The following is a 19,518-nucleotide window of genomic DNA, read 5'->3' as shown; positions in this document are numbered from 1 at the left end:
TCGGAGTCCAGTAGGAAACGCCATGTCCACAATGCCCTCCGAAGCGGGCACGCTGCTGTCCCTGCGGGGTATCACCAAGACCTTCGGCGCCGTCGCCGCGCTCACCGACGTCGACCTCGACGTGTCGGCCGGTGAGGTCGTCGCCGTCGTCGGCGACAACGGCGCCGGGAAGTCCACTCTGGTGAAGGTGCTGTCGGGCGTCCACGCGCCGGACGCGGGCACCATCACGTTCGAGGACCGCGTGGTGACCATCCCGAGTCCGGCCGCGGCCCAGCAGCTCGGCATCGCCACCGTCTTCCAGGACCTCGCGCTCTGCGAGAACCTCAATGTGATCGAGAACCTGTTCCTCGGCCGCGAGCTGCGCGCGCTGCGTCTCAACGACGTGGCGATGGAGGTGCGCTCCCGCGAGCTGCTCGACCAGCTCTCGGCGAAGATCCCGACGGTGCGCATCCCGGTCGCCGCGCTGTCGGGCGGCCAGCGGCAGACCGTCGCGATCGCCCGGTCCCTGCTCGGCGACCCGAAGGTCGTCATCCTCGACGAGCCGACCGCCGCGCTGGGCGTCGCGCAGACCGCCGAGGTGCTCAACCTGATCGACCGGCTGCGCGAGCGCGGCCACGGAGTGATCATGATCAGCCACAACATGGCCGATGTGCTCGCGGTCGCCGACCAGGTGGCCGTCCTGCGCCTGGGGCGCAACAACGGTGTCTTCGACGCGCTGGAGACCTCCTCCGAGGAGATCGTCACGGCGATCACCGGCGCCGCCGACAACGCCGTGACCCGGCGCGCCCGGCGCGGGCGGCGCGCCGCCGACCCGGTGAACGAGGAGGCCGACGATGAGTGACCTCGGCACGGCGCCCGCGCCGACGCGGCGCGACACGCCGCTGGAGGAGTACGGCGGCGGGCTGCGCGCGCTGACGGGCCGGTTCCGCGGCGGCGACCTCGGCGTGCTGCCGGTCGTCGTCGGCCTGGTGGTGATCTGGACGGTCATGCAGATCCTCAACCCGGTCTTCCTGTCCAGCACCAACCTGGTCAACCTCACGCTGGAGTGCGTGCCGGTCGGCGTCATCGCGCTCGGCGTCGGGTTCATGCTGCTCGTCGGGCAGATCGACCTGTCGATCGGCTCGCTCAGCGGGATGGCCGCGGCGGTCACCGCGATCCTGTTCGTCGGCCACGGGCTGTCGCCGTGGCTGGCGGTGCCGGCCGCGGTGGCGATCTCGGCGGTGGTCGGCTGGCTGTACGCGCAGGTGTTCAACCGGCTCGGCGTGCCCAGCTTCGTCATCACGCTCGCCGGCCTGCTCGGGTTCCTCGGCATCCAGCTGTGGGTGCTCGGCGCCGCGGGCTCGATCAACCTGCCGTTCGACTCCGGGCTGGTCACCTTCGCCCAGCTCGACTTCGTGCCGCAGTGGCTGTCGTACACGCTGACCGTGGTCGCGGCGGCCGGGCTGTTCGCCAGCGGCTACCTGCGGGCGCGCGAGCGCCGCCGGGCCGGGCTCGCCGCGGCGTCGACCCAGGGCCTGCTGGTCCGGAGCGTCCTGCTGCTCATCGGGGCCGGCGTGGCCGTCTGGTACCTCGGCCGCACGCGGGGCGTCGGCTGGATGTTCGTGCTGTTCCTCGCCCTGGTCCTGGTGACGCACTACGTGCTGACGCGCACGAAGTACGGCAAGTCGATCTACGCGGTGGGCGGCAACGTCGAGGCGGCCCGCCGGGCGGGCATCAACGTCAAGGCCGTCTACACCTCGGCGTTCGTGCTGTGCACGACGCTCGCCGCGATCGGCGGCGTCCTGGCCGCGGCTCGGCTCGCCGCCTCCAACCAGAGCAGCGGCGGCGGCGACGTCAACCTCAACGCGATCGCCGCCGTGGTGATCGGCGGCACGAGCCTGTTCGGCGGGAGGGGCAGCGCGTTCGCCGCGCTGTTCGGCATCGTCGTCATCCAGTCGATCTCCAGCGGGCTCACCCTGCTGAACCTCGACTCCTCCTACCGCTACATGGTCACCGGGGCGGTGCTGCTGCTCGCGGTGGCGCTCGACGCGGTGGCCCGCCGATCCCGCGCGTCCCACGGCCGCGCCTGACGATCCGACGAGAGGAAGAGGAGCCATGGCCGTCGTCTGTGTCGACGCGGGCACCACGATGATCAAGGCGGTCGGGTACGGCGAGGACGGCGCCGAGCTCGCGGTCGAGCGCCAGGCCACCACCGTGCGCAACCCGGCGCCCGGCCACGCCGAGCAGGACCTGGCCGAGGTCTGGCAGGCGGTCGTCCGCGGGGTGCGGCAGGTGGCCGGGCGCCTGGACGCGCCGGTCACCCACCTGGCGCTGACCGCGCAGGGCGACGGGAGCTGGCTCGTCGACGCCGCCGGAGAGCCGACCGGGCCCGCCATCCTGTGGAACGACGGGCGGGCCGGCCCGCTCGTCGAGCGGTGGTCCCGTGACGGCGTGCTCGAACGCGCCTTCCGCAGCAACGGCTCGCTGACCTTCGCCGGCCTGCCCAACGCGATCCTCAGCTGGCTCCGTGAGCACGACCCGGACCGGCTGGCGCGCTCGGCCGCCTCGCTGACCTGCGGCGGCTGGATCTTCGCCCGGCTGACCGGCGAGCTGGTCGCCGACGAGTCCGACGGCTCGGCGCCGTTCATGGACATCCGCGCGCGCCGCTACTCCGATGACCTGCTCCGCCTGTACGACATGGAGTGGGCGCGGCCCCTGCTGCCCGAGCTGCGCGGCGACGACCGGCGCGCCGCGCCGCTGACCGCCTCCGCCGCGGCCGAGCTCGGCCTGCCCGAGGGCATCCCCGTCGTCCTCGCGCCGTACGACGTGGCCGCCACCGCGATCGGCGTCGGCGCGGTCGGCCCCGGTCAGGCGTGCACGATCCTCGGCACGACGCTCTGCACCGAGATCGTGCTGGAGGAGCCGCAGCTCGACGGCGCGCCGTCGGGGCTGACGGTCGCGCTCGGCGGGCGTTACCTGCGGGCCTTCCCGACGCTCGCCGGCGGCCAGGTGGTCGACTGGGCCTGCCGCATGCTCGGCCTGGGCGACGACCCGGCCGCGCTGTCGGACCTGGCCGCCCGGTCCGCGCCCGGCGCCGGCGGCCTGGTCTTCCTGCCGTACCTGTCTCCGGCGGGGGAGCGGGCGCCGTTCCTCGACACGCGGGCGCGCGGTTCCTTCCTCGGCCTGTCCGTCGACCACGACCGCGAGCACCTCGCCCGCGCGGTCCTCGAAGGGCTGTGCCTGGTGATCCGCGACTGCCTGGCCGCATCAGGGGCGCGGCCGGTCGAGCTGCGGGTCAGCGGCGGTGGGTCGGCCAGCCCGCACTGGCTGCGCATGCTCGCCGACGTCACGGGCGTGCCGGTGGTCCGCACCGCCGACGCCGAGGCCGGCGCGCGCGGCGCGTTCCTCGTCGCGGCCGTGGCGACGGGCCGGGCGGCGAGCGAGCGGGAGGCCGCCGCGACCTACATCCGGCCCGGGGACACCTTCGAACCCGACCCGGCGAACGTCGCGCACTACACCGCCGCGTACGAGGCGTTCCTCACGGTGCGGGCCGCGACGGCGCGGTCCTGGCCGACGCTCGCGACCCTCCGCGACGGAGCGGCATGACGGGCGGCGAGGAGATCTGGCTCGGCATCGACCTGGGCACGCAGAGCGTGCGCGCACTCGCCGTGACGGCCTCCGGCGTGATCGCCGGCCGGGGATCGCACCCGCTGACCGGCCGTCGCGAGGGCGAACGACACGAACAGGACCCGGAGGAGTGGTGGCGAGCGGCCGCCGCGGCCTGCCGGAGCGCGCTCGGCGGCGTGCCGCGCGGCGCGGTCCAGGCGGTCGCGGTGGACGCCACCTCCGGCACGATCCTGCTCACCGACGGCGACGGACGGCCGCTCACCCCGGGCCTGATGTACGACGACACGCGTGCGGCCGACGAGACCCGGCGCGTCAACGAGGCGGGCGCCGCGGTCTGGGACGAGCTCGGTTACCGCCGCATGCAGCCCGCCTGGGCGCTGCCGAAGCTGCTGTGGCTGCTCGATCGGCACGAGGGTCCCGTCCACCTCGCCCACCAGGCCGACTTCGTCAACCGGCGGCTCGCCGGGCACGCGGTCCCCGCCGACCTGAGCAACGCGCTGAAGACCGGCGCCCACCTGGTCGAGGAGGACTGGCCGGCGGACGTCCTCGACACGCTCGGCGTGCCCGCGGAGGTACTCCCGCCGCTCGTACGCTCCGGCACGCCGATCGGCGAGGTCTGCGCCGCGGCGGCCGAGGCCACCGGCATCCCGGCGGGCACGCCGATCGTCGCCGGCATGACCGACGGCTGCGCCGCGCAGCTCGGCGCCGGCCGGCTCACGCCCGGATCGTGGAACTCCGTGCTGGGCACCACGCTCGTGCTCAAGGGCGTCACCCGCGAGCCGCTGCACGACCCGTACGGCGTGGTGTACTCCCACCGGGCGCCGGACGGCGCGTGGCTGCCCGGCGGGGCCTCCAGCACGGGCGCCGGCGCGATCTCCCGCGACTTCCCCGGCCGCGACCTGGCGGAGCTGGACCGGCGGGCCGCGGACCACGAACCCGCGCGGGCCCTGGCGTACCCGCTGGTCTCGCGCGGCGAGCGGTTCCCGTTCGCCGCGCCGGACGCGGAGGGCTTCCTGCTCGGGAGCACCGGCGACGAGGGCGACGACTACGCCGCGCTCCTCCAGGGAATCGCCTACCTGGAGCGCCTGTGCTTCGACCATCTCGACCTGCTCGGTGCGCCGGTGGACGGCGACCTCACGTTCACCGGCGGCGCGGCGCGCAGCGCGTACTGGTGCCGGCTCCGCGCCCGGGTGCTCGGCCGGCCGGTGATCCTCCCGGCCGACCCCGAGGCGGCGCTCGGTGCGGCCGTACTGGCCGCGTCACCCGGCCGCCGCGTCGCCGAGGTGGCCGCCGCGATGGTCGCCGTACGCGAGACGATCGACCCGGGCCCGCGTGACGGCCGGTTCGACGAGGGATACCTGCGGTTCGTGGCGGAGCTGGAGCGGCGCGGGTGGCTGCCCGAGCCCACCGCCGAACACGCACGCACCCGCACCGAGGAAGGGACGTCACCATGACCGAGCGCAGCGAGGGAATCGAAGACACGCCCCTGTGGTCACTCTCTCCGACGAAGGAAGATTCATGACGCAGTTCGTCCTGGTCCGCCACGGGGAGTCGGAGTGGCACGCGGAGAACCGCTACGCGGGTGTCAGCGACATCGCCCTCACCTCCCGCGGCCTCGACCAGGCCAAACAGCTCGCCGCCTGGGCCGCGACCGCCGGGCTCGCCGCGGTCTGGACCTCCACGCTGACCCGCGCCCAGCTCACCGCCACCGCCTGCGCGGAGGCCGCCGGCGTGCCGCTGAACGTGGACGAACGCTTCCGCGAGCTGGACTTCGGTCACGGCGAGGGCATGACCTCCGCGGAAATGCATGAGCGGTTCCCCGAGGCGCTACGGGCGTTCCGCGCCGACCCGGTCACCGACCACCTGCCCGGCGGGGAGGATCCCGCCGACGCGGCACGCCGGTTCACCGGCTGCCTGCACGACCTCGCCGGGCGGTACCCGGACGACCGGGTCCTCGTCGTCGCGCACTCCACGGCGATCCGGCTCGCGCTGTGTGAGCTGATCGGGGTACCGCTGCGCGACTACCGCCGGGTCTTCCCGTCGCTGCGCAACTGCGCGCTGACCGAGGTCCGGCTGGCGGGCGGGCAGGGCGGGGCCGCCCTCCTCGAGTTCAACACGCCCATCGAACGCATCACCGCCGTCCAGGAGATCTCATGACGACCCGCGTGCTCGCGGCCGGAGACCACTTCGTCCTCAACCGCCTTCTCATCGACGCCGTGCGCGAGCGCGTGCCGGAGGAGCTGGAGTTCACCGAGCTCACCCTCGACTGGCCGATCGTGCCGTTCGGCCGGGTGGCGGAGGTCGACGAGGCGTCCGGCACCGAGGACCAGCTCATCGAGGCACTGGCCGGCGCCGAGATCTGCCTCACCCAGATGGCGCCGCTGACCCGCCGGGTCATCGAGGCGAGCCCGAAGCTGCGGCTGATCGGCATCGGCCGCGGCGGTCCGGTCAACGCCAACCTGGAGGCCGCCGCCGAGCACGGCGTCGCGGTCTGCTGTGCGCCGGGCCGCAACGCGGGCGCCACCGCCGAGCACACCCTCGGCATGATCCTCGCCGCGGCGCGCCGCATCCCGCAGACCCACGCCGAGCTGACCGCCGGCCGGTGGCGGAGCGACTACTACCGTTACGACGAGGTCGGCATCGAACTGCGCGGCAGCACCATCGGCCTGATCGGCGGCGGCGCGGTCGGCAACCGGGTCGCCGAGATGCTCGCCGCCCTCGGCGCGCACGTCCTCATCCACGACCCGTACCTGACCGAGTCGACGGTGGCCAAGCTGGTCTCCCTCGACGACCTGCTGGCCCGCTCGCAGGTCATCTCGCTGCACGCCCGCGTCACGCCGGAGACCACCGGAATGATCGGCGCCGCGCAGATCGCCGCCATGCCGGCCGGCGGGATCATCGTCAACTGTGCCCGCGGCGCCCTGCTCGACTACGACGCCGTCTGCGACGCGATCGAGGGCGGGCACCTGTTCGGCGCCGCGTTCGACGTGTTCCCCGAAGAGCCGATCCCGGCCGGGTCGCGGCTGCTGTCCACGCCGGGGGTGACCCTGACGCCGCACCTGGCCGGCGCCAGCCGCCAGACCGCCGTCAACGCCGCCACCATCCTCGCCGAGGACGTCGCCCGCCATCTGCGCGGCGAGCCGCTGGCCCACCCCGCGTGACGCCCGGCCGGGCCGCGGCGCCCTGCCGCCGGTCCGCAGGAACCGGCGGCGTGCGAACGGCTCGCCGCGATGCCGCGTCGTCCCGGACGTCTGGAATGCTGTGGTCATGATCGTGAATTCCCGTGCGGTCCTCGACTGCGTCATGGGGCTGTCCCTGGGAGACGCGTTCGGCCAGCGGTGGTTCTTCCGGTCCGGCGCCGAGGCCCGCCGGGAGATCGCCGCGCGGAGCCTTCCCGATGGACCCGGGCCCGGCCAGAACCACGGGCCCGACGGGGTGTGGCACTGGACCGACGACACCGCGATGGCGCTCGGCGTCGTACGAGTGCTCCTGCGGCACGGCGAGATCGTCGAAGAAGAGCTGGCCCGTACGTTCGCCGACACGTACGCCGCCGATCCGGGCCGCGGGTACGGCGCCGGGATGCACGAACTGCTCCCGCGCCTGGGCGCCGAGCCGGGTGCGTGGCGTACGGCGGCGCAGGCGTTGTTCGACGGGCAGGGCAGCCTCGGCAACGGCGCGGCGATGAGGGCCGCTCCGCTGGGCGCCTGGTTCGGCCCGGACCTCGACGCCACCGTCGAGCAGGCGAGACGGTCCGCGCACGTCACCCACGCCCACCCCGAGGGCATCGCGGGTGCCGTCGCCGTGGCCGTGGCGGCGGCCCTCGCCGTGGCCGGCTGGACCGACCACGAGGCCCGGTGGAGAGAGAAGCCGGGCCGGCCGCCGATGCCCACGTACCGGGAGGGTGCGCTCTATGGAGCAGACCTGCTCGGTGCGGTCGCGGCGCACACGCCCGCGGGGCCGACCCGGGAGGGGATCCTGCGCGCCGCGGACCTGCCGGGCGACACCCCCGCCTGGCGCGCCGCCGACATCCTCGGCAACGGGCAGCGCATCCGCGCCGAGGACACGGTCCCGTTCGCCCTGTGGTGCGCGGCGCATCACCTGCACAGCCTCACCGACGCGCTCTGGACGGCCGCGGAGGGACTCGGCGACGTCGACACCGTTTGCGCGATCACGGGCGGTGTCGTGGCCGCGCGCAACGGCCGCGGCGACATGGGACGGGCCGGACCCGCGATCGCGCCCGGCCCATGGCTCTACCTGGTCGAGATACTGCCGGACTGGGTCTACCGGGGACTCCGTTGATCAGGAACCTCGGGAAGAGTTTCCCCTCGACCCACCGTGGGATTACCACCGACTCCCCGGCCGGCGGTTCGTCACGTAAGGTGACGGGACCTGCCTTCTCCGTGTATTCGCGATCTCTCCGGGTAGGGCGCCTCTCCAGGCGGGGCGGCCTGGCCCGTTCGCGCCCGGAACCGGCGCCTACCTCCTCGGGCCGTGCCGTCTCGCCCCGTGCGCGCGGAGGCGGCCATGAGCTGCGGCACTCGACCCGTCGCGGCGCATCGGCTTGGCGGTCATAATGTGTGACCAGGCGAGAAGAAGATGTCGCCGGAGAACGATTCGGGGCGACCTCCCCGGGAACACCTGCGCGGCGCGGATCGTCAGTGAGGTGCCGGGAGCCATTGGAGGACGGCATGGAGTTCAGCGTCGAGCACATCGTGACGGACGACGGCATCGTGAGCGTGACGCTCGCCGGGGCGCTCGATGTCGCAACCGCTCCACAGGTGCGCGACCTGCTGATCCGTCTCATCGACGAGGGTCACCACCGCCTGGTGCTGGAGCTGAGCGGCGTGGACTTCGTCGACTCCATCGGCCTCGGCGTCTTCGTCGGCGTGGTGCACCGGCTCCGCCCGCACGACAGCTCGCTGGCGATCGCGGCGCCGTCCGCGCAGGCGCGGAAGGTCTTTGAGATCACCCAGCTGGTCCGGGTCCTGCCGATCTACGACACCGCCGAGGCGGCCGTCCAGGCCGTCCGCGACGGCGACGCCGCGGTGGGGGCGCGCGGCTGAGGCCGCTGGAAGCGAAGCGTTCATGCCCCCCGAATCCAGCTCGTCCTCCCTTGCGGAGCCCGTCGCGGGAGCGGGCGCCCCGCCCGCGGAGGAGACCACCGCGCCGAGGTCCGGCGCGGACCGGCCGGCTCCCGATCCGGCGGCACGGTCGAGGCTGACCACCCGGCGCTGGCTGCAGATCGGCGTGGGCGCCGCCCTGGCGGTGCTGGCGATCCTGGGCGTCCTGGGCGTTTGGGTGCTGAGCCACGAGGGTGCGGTCACCGACCAGCTGGTCGACCGGCAGTCGTCGGCGCTCGTCGCCTCGATCCGCTACGAGGCCGCCATGCTGGACCAGGAGACCGGCATCCGCGGGTACGGCCTGTCCGGCCGCTCGGACTTCCTCGATCCCTACAACGAGGGCCGCGCACGGGAGGCCACCGCGCTGCGGGCGCTGCGGGCGCTGTCCGTGACCCCGCGGGAGCGCGCCGACCTGGCACTGGTGACGCAACGGGCGGAGATCTGGCGGACGCGGATCGCCGACCCCCTCTCCACCGCTAAGGGCGACGCGGTGACGCGCCCGGCGAGCGAGCGGGCGGCCGAGGGCAAGGCCGAGTTCGACGCGCTGCGCGCGGCGATGACCGCCCAGCAGCGGCACCTGACGCAGGCACGCGCCGACGGGCGCGCCGACCTCCACACGGTGCGGACCGAGCGGAACGCGGTCTTCCTCGGCATCGCGGTGGTGATCCTCGCGATCGCCGTGCTGGTGTTCGTCGGCCTGCGGCGCGGGATCACGATGCCGCTGGAGCGGCTCGCCGCCGACACCGGGCAGGTCGCCAACGGCGACTTCGGCCATCCGATCACCGGCCACGGCCCGGCCGACCTGCGGCGTCTGGCCACCGGCGTCGAGGCGATGCGGCAGCGGCTCACCGAGGAGCTCGCCTTCTCCAGCGAGGCCCGTGACCAGCTCGCCGACCAGGCCGAGGACCTGCGGCGCTCCAACGCCGAGCTCGAGCAGTTCGCCTACGTCGCGTCGCACGACCTGCAGGAGCCGCTGCGCAAGGTCGCGAGCTTCAGCCAGATGCTGCGGCGCCGCTACAGCGAACAGCTCGACGAGCGGGCCAACCAGTACATCGACTTCGCCATCGAGGGCGCCAACCGCATGCAGGCGCTGATCAACGACCTGCTGCAGTTCTCCCGCGTCGGCCGGGTCCACGAGGCCCGCGTCGACGTGGACCTCGAAGAGGTGTACGCCACGACGGTCAGCACGCTGAGCCTCTCCATCGAGGAGGCCGGCGCCCGGCTGTCCCACGACCCGCTGCCCACCGTCACCGGAGACCCCGGGCAGCTCGGCCTGCTGCTGCAGAACCTGCTGTCCAACGCCGTCAAGTTCCGCTCACCCGACCGGACGCCGGAGATCCGGGTGACCGCGGAGCGGCACGGCGACATGTGGCACTTCGCCGTCACCGACAACGGCATCGGGATCGGTCCCGAGTACGCCGAGCGGGTGTTCGTGATCTTCCAGCGCCTGCACACCCGAGAGGCCTACCCGGGCACCGGGATCGGCCTGGCCGTGTGCAAGAAGGTCGTCGAGTTCCACGGCGGCACCATCGGGGTGGACCCCGCCCACGAGCCCGGCGCCAGTATCACCTTCACCCTGCCGGCCCAGGCGAGCGAGCCGGAGACGGCGGAGGAGGACTGAGCCTCAGCCGCCGGCGGACGGGTCGTTGGGCAGGTGCTCGGCGAACTCCCGGTAGAAGGTGTCGATGTTGCGCACCGCCTTGATGAAGTCGTCCAGGTTGACGGGCTTGACGACGTACGCGCTCGCGTGGGTGGCGTACGCGGTCGCGACGTCCTCATCCGCCGCGGACGTGGTGAGGACCACCACCGGGATGGCCTTGAGCGCGGGCTCCTGCTTGAGGATCTTCAGCACCTCGGAGCCGTTCATGCGCGGCATGTTGAGATCGAGGACGATGAGGTCCGGGCGCGGCTGGCCGGGATCGCGCAGGTGCTCCAGCGCGGCGACGCCGTCGGGCACCTGCACGAGAGACCGATCCCCCTCGGAGCCGTCGAGCAGGGCCTCCTCGACCAGCAGCGCGTCCGCGGGATCGTCCTCGACGAGGAGGATGCGGTAGGGGCGTACCGGTGCCTGGGCGGCCATCGCGACTCCTGTCCTGGCGGGCTCACACCGCGAGCCCACAGCGGGTATGGGGGCGCGCCGGCGACGAGTGTCATCCGGCGCGGTCGGACCGATTCTATGGGCGTACCGGCGCGTGATGACCCCGGCATGCCTCGTTTATTGTCACACGGCAACAAACTCGATTCGGTGACGGCCGGAGCCGTGCCGGGTGCGCCCGGTGCCGGTTCTCAGTACGGTGCCGTTCGTGATCATGGTGCGGAGACGAGGATCGTACGGTGTGGACGCGCCGTACGCGCTGTTCGGTCTGGCGTGCGCGGTCGTCGGGACGGTGTTCGCCGGGATCGGCGTGACGTTCGGCGTGGGCATCGAGTTCGGCTGGATTCCGTTCGCGGTCGCCGCGTTCAATCTGGTCAGCGTGGCGCTGTACCTCCACGCGACCTGGCGAGGGAAGTTCGCGGTCTGGCACGGGCTTCTCGATGATCTCGGCCTGCGCGGCGACGAGCGGCTGCTCGACCTCGGCTGCGGCAGGGGAGCGGTGCTGCTGTTGGCGGCGGAGCGACTCCCGAAGGGCCGCGCCGTCGGCGTCGACCTGTGGCGCAGCGTCGACCAGTCCGGCAACGCGATCTCCGTCACCGAGGGCAACGCCGAGGCCGAGGGCGTCCGCGACCGGGTCGAGTTGCGGACCGGTGACATGACCGCGCTGCCGTTCGGCGACGCGTCGTTCGACGTGATCGTCTCCAGCCTCGCCGTCCACAACATCAAGGGCGCCGACGGCCGGGCGCGCGCCATCGATGAGGCCGTACGCGTGCTGCGGCCCGGCGGGCGGCTGCTGATCGCCGATATCTCGGCGGCCGACGCGTACCGGCGCCGCCTGACGGAGCTGGGCCTGGCGGACGTCCGCCTCCGCCCGCTGGGGTGGCGCATGTGGTGGGGCGGACCGTGGATGAGCACCCGCGCCGTCAGCGCCGTCAAACCGGCCTGACCCGTCCCGGCCGGCACCCGGCCGGTCATGAGCCCTCCTTCGTCGGGAAGGGTGACCACAGGGGCGCGTCTATTGATTCCCTCGCTTCGCTCGGTCATGAGCCCTCCTGCGTCGGGGAGGGTGACCACAGGGGCGTGTCTCATGCGGGGACGAGTCCGGTCCAGGCGGACAGCCGCCGCCGCGACGCCTCCCGCAGGGCCGCCGCCCGGCGCGCCACAGGCCCGGCCAGGCGGCCGGCCCGCTTCACCACCACACCGTCGACGATCACCGTGTCGACGTCGGCGGCGTCCGACTCGAGTACGACGGCGGCAGGATCCCGCCAAGACGCCATCGGGCCGTCCACGATCACCAGGTCGGCGCGCTTGCCGGGGCTGATGGTGCCGATGCGGTCGGCGAGGCCCAGCGCCGCCGCGCCGGCGACGGTCGCGAGCCGGAGCGCGTCCCGGGCGGTGAGATGGACCGGCGTCTCGCCGTGCGTGGACCTGGCGACGATCGCGCGCTCGCGCTCGCTCGCGAGGGCCCTCCGCATCTCCGCGAACAGCCCGGAGGCACCGCCTGCCGCCATGTCGGTGCCGAGGGCCGGCAGCAGCCCGTGCGCGATGGCGCGGCCGGTGATCGGGAACCGATTCGTCCCGGTCGCCCTGGCCATGGACACGTCGGCCGTCGGGCACGCGACGACCGAGCCGCCGGTGGCCGCGATCCGGTCCAGGTCGGCGGCGGAGAGCCGTGTGCCGTGGGCGTGGTGCACGTCGGGGCCGAGCAGGCCGAGCCGGTCGAGGGTCTCGATGGTCCGCGACCGGGCCAGGTACGCCGGGAGCCCGGAGCGGATGCTGATCGGTACGCCCAGCTCGCGTGCCAGCCGGAAGTCGGCCGCGGTGACCTCCGGGGTGGAGGACTCCGGCCCCCGCAGGGCCAGGCCCATCGTGACCCGCGCGGTGTCGTCGCCGAGCAGCTCGGACCGTACGCGCCGGACGTCGGACGGGTGCGGCACCGTGCTCTGCACGAACCACTTCATGACGTCCTCGCCGATCGGCGGCCCGTACAGGAACAGCGCCCGGATCCCGGAGTCGCGCAGGGCCCGCACGTTCTCGTCGGCGTGGGCCGGTGTCGTGATGATGTGGGACCAGTCGGCGACCGTCGTGACCCCGGAGTCGATCGCCCGCAGGGCGCCCCAGAGCACACCCGCGTAGACGTCCTCGGGCCCGTACCGGTCGGGAAGCTCGGCGAGCACGGTCCCCAGGCAGTTCTCCGGGGACGTCTCGCCACTGATCGCGCTCTGCCAGACGTGGCGGTGCGCGTCGACCAGGCCGGGAACGACGATCTTCCCGGCGGCGTTGACGATCCTGGCGCCGGGCGCCTCCAGCCCCCGGCCGACCGCCTTGATCGTGTCGCCGTCGATCAGTACGTCGCCGTCGGGAATCTCGCCGATCGACTCATCGAGGCTGGTCACATGGCCGGAGCGGATGAGTAGGGTGGACATGTTCCTCCAGGTGGATCAGGGTGTGCGCCGGTCTGCCCCGCCGTGACCCCGGGCGACGAGTTCCTGTGCCGTCTCCAATGTTTCGCCCCCCTGTCCATCGATGTCCAACATCAAAGTCGGATGGCTCGATCTGAATCAGAGATGACGGGACCACATGGACACGCGGAAACTCGAGGTGTTCCTGGCCGTCGCCGAGGAGCGGAGCTTCACCCGGGCGGCCGAACGCCTGCACATCGTGCAGTCGGGCGTCTCCACGTCGGTGCGGTCGCTCGAGCGTGAGCTCGGGGCGCCGCTGTTCGACCGCACGAAGCAGCGCGTCACCCTCACCGAGGCGGGGCGGGCGCTGGCGCCCGAGGCGAGGCGGGTGCTGTCCGCCGCACGGCACGCGCGGCAGGCGGTGCAGGAGGCCGGCGGCGGACTGCGCGGCACGCTGGAGCTGGGCGTGCTGTTCGGCGTCACCCCCGATCACATCCGCGAGTCACTGGCCGTGTTCCGCGAGCGGTTCCCCCTGGTGGACATCCGGCTGCGGGCGCCCGAGGCGCGCGGGACCGTGGGCCACATCGAGCGGCTGCGCGAGGGCAGCATGGACCTGGCCGTGCTGATCACCATCGGCGCGGTGCCCGGCATCGACCTGTACCCGCTGACGACGGGTGAGGTCGTGCTCGCGTGTCCGCCCGGCCACCGCCTCGCCGGGGCCCGGTCCATCGATCTCCACGACGTGATCGAGGAGACGTTCATCGACTTCCCGCCCGGCTGGGGCGTACGCGGCGTGGTCGACCGGGCGTTCGTCACCGCCGGGATCCAGCAGCGGCACACCACGTTCGAGACGGCCGACATGTCGAGCATCCTGGACCTCGTACGCCTCAGGGTCGGCATCGCATTCGTGCCGGTCCCGATCACCGAGGACGTCAAGGACCTGCGGTTCGTCCCGGTACGCCCGCGCCCGCCGACGTACGAGATCGCCCTCGCCGCCTCCTGTGCGCGCCGGCCCAGCCCGGTGTCCCGGCAGTTCCTGCGCATCGTGCTGGCCAGTGACGACGACACCGCGGCGGCGGCCTGGCGCCGCCGCCGCGGCACTCACACCGGCGAGTAGTCCCGCGGCTCGACGGGACCGGCCCCTGACCGCATCCGGTGACGCTTGCCTTTGCTGCTTGTTACGGGCCTGTGTCATGAATAGTCTGAGGCGGACCTTGCCCCTGGGATCCGGCACTTTCATCTCCCACCGAGGAAGGCCCCCGCCATGGCCCACCGCATCCCCGTCCGCACACTGACCTGCGCCGCCACACTCGCCGTCTCCGCGGTCGTGGTCCCGTCGGCCCACGCCGCGCCACCCCCCCTCACACAGATCGTCCTGCACTACGACGACAGCCAGGCCGCGGAGTTCCGCAGCGCCGTCGTCGCCGGCGCGAACTCCTGGAACGCCAGCGTCCAGAACGTGCGCCTGGTCGAGGCCACCGCAGGCCAGACCGCCGAAATCAAGATCATCGCCTACGACGGCTGGCCGGAGACGACACTCGGCCCGGCCCGCCCCGGCGGCCGGCGCAGCACGGTCTACTTCGGCCGCGAGGCGGTGAGTGAGGGCTACAACACGATCCGCATCGCCGCACACGAACTGGGCCACAGCCTCGGCCTGCCGGACAACAAGCCCGGCCCGTGCTCGTCCCTGATGTCCGGCTCGACCGGCGGCGTGTCCTGCACGAACGCGACACCGAACGCCGCGGAACGAGCCGCCGCCGACGCCAACTACGCGAGCCCCGCGGCCGTGCCGCCGGCGAGCCTCGCCCTGATCGTCGACGCCCCCTGACGCGCCCGCTCCACCCATCGCGCCCGCCGTCCTTTCATGGGGCGGCGGGCGCTGCGTGCCGCCCACTCACCGACATCCGCTCGGCCCCGAGTTCCCGGTCGGCTGATTCCCTTTCGCGGTCGGGACCGTCACGGCTTCCAATGGTTTCCCGAACCGTGTCCTGATGTGGACGACGGCCCCAGTTGGTCCTACCCACTAAAAGCAGTTACCTGCGAAGTCATGCAGAGCTGGACAATCTGATTGCCGAGAGTAACGAATGGAAGCGTAGTGTAGTTTGACCGCTTTTCTTAACCCGGAGATACTCGATTATCCGTTTGAAAGGTAGGAATTCCAAAGGGTGTCTTCTGCGGAAGTCGGCCCACACTCTGTTGCCGTCATGGTCGGATTCGTGAAGTCACCGGCCTAGTCCCTCCCTCCGTTGTCGTACGGCCTTTGTCTGCTGCCGTGATCCCGCCAGATATCGATCCGCGCCGGCGCTGGCCGAATCGCCGTTCCTTATTGGAACGGTCCTCCCGTTGGAAGTGCATGATGCCGGCGGCCTGACGTCCGCCTCATTTTGCATGGCCGAAAAGGTGCCAAATGAAACTTCATCGACGCTGGATCTTACTCGTCTGCCTGAGCATGGTCTGTTCGCTCTGCCTGCCGGTGACGCTGGCCACGGCATCGACGCCCAAGCCCACCGGTGCGGGGAAGAAGGCGACGCCGTCCGTCTTGGGCAGCACCATCGACGCGCGGCAGCGGGACTCGGTGTTACCGAAGGGATGGCGCACCTCGGGCGACGTCACGTGGACCACGGCCGGTGATGCGACCGGGCTGCACCTGCTGGCGGCGGACGCGTCCAGCGGCTACACCTGGCGCACCGTCGCCACGCTGGCGGAGCCCGGGCTTGACGTCGATCAGTGGATCGGAAACGCCTGCCTCACGGCCTCCGGGCGACGGGCTGTCGTCGTGTACGCCCCGCGGACGTTCACGAACACGGCGGAACTCGCCCGCCGGGGAGCCTTTACGGCGGTAGTGGACATGAGGTCGGGGGCGGTGAGGAAACTCCCGATCACCACGAGTCTGTCTTATTTCAATCCGGGGTGTGGGACGGGCGAGTCCGCCATTCTTACTCAGGAAGGTGATGAGGATCTCGGTGCCACCCGGCTGGTCCGTCTTGACGCGGCGACCGCCCGGACCGGCAAGGCGCTGAAGATCAAAGGTCAGGTCACGTCGGCCGTACCGACCGATAGCGGCATCACGGCGGCGTACGGAAACCTTCTCGCCCGGTTCAGTGCAACCGGAAAGATGACGCCACTGGCGGCCACCGCCAACGTTCCGTTCGACCTGCGGGCCGACGGGCAAGGCGGCGTGAGTTATCTGGACCGATTGAACAACCAGGTCCGGGTCCAGCGGACCGTCGGAAAGAAGACCTCGACGCTCGCGAACGGTGCCCTCGGCAAGGTCGGGCTGCAGGCGGGCACCAGCGGAAAGGTGTTCATTACCGGGAGCCCCTCGAACCTCGCCGCCCTGCCGTCGGCCGTGCGGCATCTGAACGTGTCGACGACCGCTCAGGTGTCGACCCGCGGCGGTCTCGTCCTGACACGTGTGGATTCGAGTTATGCGGCCATGCGCGAGGTGGGCGCTCCGGTCGAGGCCGACCGCCCGGAGATCGTACGGATGCGGGCGGTCGTCCCGGCGACCGGGAAGACGGTGGGTTTCGACGTGCGGCCCGGGGAACGGGTGAGCGGGCGGTACGCCGACGGCCGCAAGCCCGTCCGCCTGGCCGGTGCGGCACCGGATCGAAAGATGGGACGCGCGGTCGCGGGATCGTCGTCGAACCCCGTGGACGACGACCGGTGGTGTTCGGTGCCGCGTAACGACGTCAAGTCACAGGCCTATCAACCGACGGCACGTCAGGTCGAGTGGGCTGTCGATCTCGCGGTGCTCGGGCAACTCAACGTGACCCGCCCGGCGAACTATCGAGGGTTCGGGCTGCCGAGCTACACACCTCAGGGAATGTTCCCTGTCCCGGCGCTCTCCGGCGGCGGCCACGTCCCACCGCAGATCTTCCTCGGAATCCTCTCCCAGGAATCCAATCTGTGGCAGGCGGACCGTTACTCGGAGTCGGGTGCGTACAGCAATCCGCTGATCGGCAACTTCTACGGCCTCACGAGAGACGACAAGACCGGTGAGATCACCGACTGGACCATTCACTGGGGTGAAGCCGTCGACTGTGGTTACGGCATCTCCCAGATGACCGACGGTATGCGAATGGCCGGCCACGAGAAGCCCGGTGAAACGGCCTTGCCGCTCACGCAGCAGCGAGCGATCGCCCTGGATTATGCCGCCAACATCGCCGCCGGTCTCAAGCTGGTGTCGGACAAGTGGAACCAGCTGTACCCGATCATGACGGTGAACAACGCCGATCCCACGCGTATCGAGAACTGGTACTTCGCCACCTGGGCGTACAACAGCGGTCTTCACACGCAGGCGGAAGCCGCGGAGAACCACGGCGTCTGGGGACTGGGATGGTTCAACAATCCGGCCAATCCGCGGTACGATCCCGACCGGGCTCCATTCCTCTACAACAATTCCTGGGCCGATGCGGCGCATCCGGAACGCTGGACCTATCCCGAGAAGGTCCTGGGGTTCGCCTCCTGGTCGATCGACACACCCGACGGGCCGGGCTTCCGCCCGGCGTGGTGGAACACCGAAACCCAACGGCTGCAGGCGACACCGCCGGTGAACCAGTTCTGCGACGCCTCCGATGACTGCGAGCCGGGGCAGAAATATCCGCCGACCGATCCCGAGATGTCGGGCGAGCCGGCCGGCCCCTGCGCGCACACGTACAACGGTCTGTACGACCTGCACTGTTATTACCATGAATCATCGACCTGGAAGAGCGACTGCGACGACACGTGCGGCCACGAACTGATCCGCTTCGATCCGGGCTATCCGGAACAGCCCGACGGCACCCACTACCCGCCGCAATGTGACCAGCATGCGGGCCTGCCTTCGGGAGCGCTGGTGATCGATGACGTGGCCGGCGGCACCTACATCCCGAGATGCGGCACGTCGGTGGCGAGCTCCGGCACGTTCACGTTCGACTTCGACCCGAACAACACCAACCCCGCGACGTACTCTTCCAAGATCGATCTGCACCAGCTCGGCGGTGGTAGCGGTGGGCACTTCTGGCTCGTTCACACCCGCCCGTCCGGGAGCATATTCGCGGTGAAAGGCAGCTGGACCCTCAACCAGGCGGTCAACGGCTGGGCCCGGGTAATGATCCACACTCCGGACTACGGCGCCCACACCCGTCAGGCCGACTACGTGCTCAACGACGTTCTGCACTCACACCGAGTGGTCGAGCAACGCACCCAGGTCAACAAGTGGGTGTCCCTGGGAGTCTTCAAGTTCGCCGGCACGCCCAAGGTCACGCTGGAGAACGAGACCGAGGACGGCAGCGGTATCGAAGACCTCGCGTGGGACTCCATCGCGATCCAGCCACTGTCGGCCAAGCCGAAGAACGTCGTGGTGTCGCTGGGTGACTCCTACTCCTCCGGCGAGGGAGCGTCCGCGCAGAGCAACCCCAGCGACTACTACAAGGAGACCGATGTCGACGGCCCTGACAAGGCACCCTGGCGGGACGCCTGTCACCGTTCGCCCAACGCATGGTCCCGGCAGGGGACCCTCGCGGACGACGGCGACAGCGTGGGTTATCGATCCGATCACTGGGACCCGGCACTCGATTACCACCTCATCGCCTGCTCTGGTGCGAAGACCGGCAACGTTCTCTCCGGCGATGTCGCAGGCATCTCCGGAGGATCGGATGAGTACGGTGAGCTCCCTCAGCTGTCCCAGGGGTATCTGGACGTCAACACCACGCTGGTGACGATCTCGATCGGCGGGAACAACGCACGCTTCACCGATATCGTCAAACAGTGCATTTACAAGGCGGGGCCGGAGGTTTGCCAGGACTCGACTCTCTCGGGCGACACGGAGCCACTCAGTTCGGCTGAGCCGGCACGCATCAACGGTCCCGTGCGCGATGCGATGAAGACGGTTCTGCTGGAAATCCATCGCCAGGCACCCAACGCGAAGATCCTGTTCATGGGTTACCCCCGGCTGCTGGACGACAACGGCCAGTGCATCGTCGGAATCGGTACGGCCGAGGCTCCCTGGATGAACCAAATGGCCGACCTGCTGGATGAGCAGATGAGTGGAGCCGCCGCCGACGCCACCGCGGACGGCGCACCGGTCACTTTCGCCGATCCGCGGAGTTCGTTCGCCGGACAGGCCATCTGCGGTGATCCGGAGACGATCCACGGGGTCGTGACTGATCAGACGCCGGGCGATACGGGCGATCCCGTCCTTGGAATTCCCGGACTTCCGGCCGTCTCCGCCCAATCATTCCATCCGAAGATCGCTGGAGCGACGACCTACTCCAGAGTGTTCAGTGCGACGCTGCGGACGATGGGCATGTAG

General features: G+C 71.2%; 15 protein-coding genes. 13 read left to right on the top strand and 2 right to left on the bottom strand.

What is annotated here, in order from left to right; all coding sequences use genetic code 11:
* The first annotated feature begins 22 nt into the window (after nucleotides 1-22).
* The 9 genes from OG417_RS33875 to OG417_RS33835 all read left to right on the top strand — a co-directional run bounded on the left by OG417_RS33875 (nucleotide 23) and on the right by OG417_RS33835 (nucleotide 10,347).
* A complete protein-coding gene (locus OG417_RS33875) occupies nucleotides 23-841 on the top strand; it encodes an ATP-binding cassette domain-containing protein (protein ID WP_329237347.1) in 819 nt (272 codons plus the stop codon).
* Nucleotides 834-2,069 carry a sugar ABC transporter permease gene (locus tag OG417_RS33870; protein ID WP_329237344.1) on the top strand — a complete coding sequence of 412 codons (1,236 nt, stop codon included), beginning with the start codon at nucleotides 834-836 and terminating at the stop codon, nucleotides 2,067-2,069. Before OG417_RS33875 ends, OG417_RS33870 begins: the two co-directional genes overlap by 8 nt.
* Nucleotides 2,070-2,094: 25 nt before the next feature.
* Nucleotides 2,095-3,585 carry an FGGY-family carbohydrate kinase gene (locus tag OG417_RS33865; protein ID WP_329237342.1) on the top strand — a complete coding sequence of 497 codons (1,491 nt, stop codon included), beginning with the start codon at nucleotides 2,095-2,097 and terminating at the stop codon, nucleotides 3,583-3,585.
* The gene (locus OG417_RS33860) at nucleotides 3,582-5,060 is read left to right on the top strand and encodes an FGGY-family carbohydrate kinase (protein ID WP_329237340.1); all 1,479 of its coding nucleotides are present in this window, start codon (nucleotides 3,582-3,584) and stop codon (nucleotides 5,058-5,060) included. Before OG417_RS33865 ends, OG417_RS33860 begins: the two co-directional genes overlap by 4 nt.
* A gap of 64 nt (nucleotides 5,061-5,124) precedes the next feature.
* Nucleotides 5,125-5,763 carry a histidine phosphatase family protein gene (locus tag OG417_RS33855; RefSeq protein WP_329237336.1) on the top strand — a complete coding sequence of 213 codons (639 nt, stop codon included), beginning with the start codon at nucleotides 5,125-5,127 and terminating at the stop codon, nucleotides 5,761-5,763.
* Nucleotides 5,760-6,767: a 2-hydroxyacid dehydrogenase gene (locus tag OG417_RS33850; RefSeq protein WP_329237333.1), complete on the top strand. Its 1,008-nt coding sequence runs from the start codon at nucleotides 5,760-5,762 to the stop codon at nucleotides 6,765-6,767. Before OG417_RS33855 ends, OG417_RS33850 begins: the two co-directional genes overlap by 4 nt.
* A 106-nt stretch (nucleotides 6,768-6,873) precedes the next feature.
* Complete coding sequence (locus OG417_RS33845; protein WP_329237331.1) at nucleotides 6,874-7,905, top strand: ADP-ribosylglycohydrolase family protein; 1,032 nt, start codon at nucleotides 6,874-6,876, stop codon at nucleotides 7,903-7,905.
* 389 nt (nucleotides 7,906-8,294) lie between these two features.
* Nucleotides 8,295-8,669 (top strand): STAS domain-containing protein, encoded by a 375-nt coding sequence (locus OG417_RS33840; RefSeq protein ID WP_329237328.1) that lies wholly within the window; start codon nucleotides 8,295-8,297, stop codon nucleotides 8,667-8,669.
* A gap of 22 nt (nucleotides 8,670-8,691) precedes the next feature.
* Nucleotides 8,692-10,347, top strand: a complete 1,656-nt coding sequence (locus OG417_RS33835; protein ID WP_329237326.1) for a sensor histidine kinase — start codon at nucleotides 8,692-8,694, stop codon at nucleotides 10,345-10,347.
* Nucleotides 10,348-10,350: 3 nt separating this feature from the next.
* On the opposite strand, the gene OG417_RS33830 is transcribed toward OG417_RS33835, so the two are convergent.
* Nucleotides 10,351-10,806, bottom strand: a complete 456-nt coding sequence (locus OG417_RS33830) for a response regulator (protein ID WP_329237323.1) — start codon at nucleotides 10,804-10,806, stop codon at nucleotides 10,351-10,353.
* Nucleotides 10,807-11,002: 196 nt separating this feature from the next.
* Between OG417_RS33830 and OG417_RS33825 the strand changes: the two genes are divergently transcribed.
* Nucleotides 11,003-11,767 carry a class I SAM-dependent methyltransferase gene (locus tag OG417_RS33825; protein WP_329237320.1) on the top strand — a complete coding sequence of 255 codons (765 nt, stop codon included), beginning with the start codon at nucleotides 11,003-11,005 and terminating at the stop codon, nucleotides 11,765-11,767.
* Nucleotides 11,768-11,906: 139 nt separating this feature from the next.
* Here OG417_RS33825 and OG417_RS33820 read toward each other — a convergent pair whose 3' ends face one another.
* On the bottom strand, nucleotides 11,907-13,247 hold the full coding sequence (locus OG417_RS33820) for an amidohydrolase family protein (RefSeq protein ID WP_329237317.1): 1,341 nt from the start codon (nucleotides 13,245-13,247) through the stop codon (nucleotides 11,907-11,909).
* A gap of 154 nt (nucleotides 13,248-13,401) precedes the next feature.
* Here OG417_RS33820 and OG417_RS33815 point away from each other — a divergent pair, with 154 nt between their 5' ends.
* The 3 genes from OG417_RS33815 to OG417_RS33805 all read left to right on the top strand — a co-directional run bounded on the left by OG417_RS33815 (nucleotide 13,402) and on the right by OG417_RS33805 (nucleotide 19,518).
* Nucleotides 13,402-14,340 carry a LysR family transcriptional regulator gene (locus tag OG417_RS33815; protein WP_329237315.1) on the top strand — a complete coding sequence of 313 codons (939 nt, stop codon included), beginning with the start codon at nucleotides 13,402-13,404 and terminating at the stop codon, nucleotides 14,338-14,340.
* A 147-nt stretch (nucleotides 14,341-14,487) separates the two neighbouring features.
* The gene (locus OG417_RS33810) at nucleotides 14,488-15,051 is read left to right on the top strand and encodes a snapalysin family zinc-dependent metalloprotease (protein ID WP_329237312.1); all 564 of its coding nucleotides are present in this window, start codon (nucleotides 14,488-14,490) and stop codon (nucleotides 15,049-15,051) included.
* Nucleotides 15,052-15,630: 579 nt separating this feature from the next.
* On the top strand, nucleotides 15,631-19,518 hold the full coding sequence (locus tag OG417_RS33805; protein ID WP_329237309.1) for an SGNH/GDSL hydrolase family protein: 3,888 nt from the start codon (nucleotides 15,631-15,633) through the stop codon (nucleotides 19,516-19,518).

The organism is Actinoallomurus sp. NBC_01490, assembly GCF_036227085.1.
Lineage (GTDB): Bacteria > Actinomycetota > Actinomycetes > Streptosporangiales > Streptosporangiaceae > Actinoallomurus > Actinoallomurus oryzae.
The sequence above is the reverse complement of the archived record's forward strand: the minus strand, read 5'-3'. Positions and strand labels throughout refer to the sequence as shown.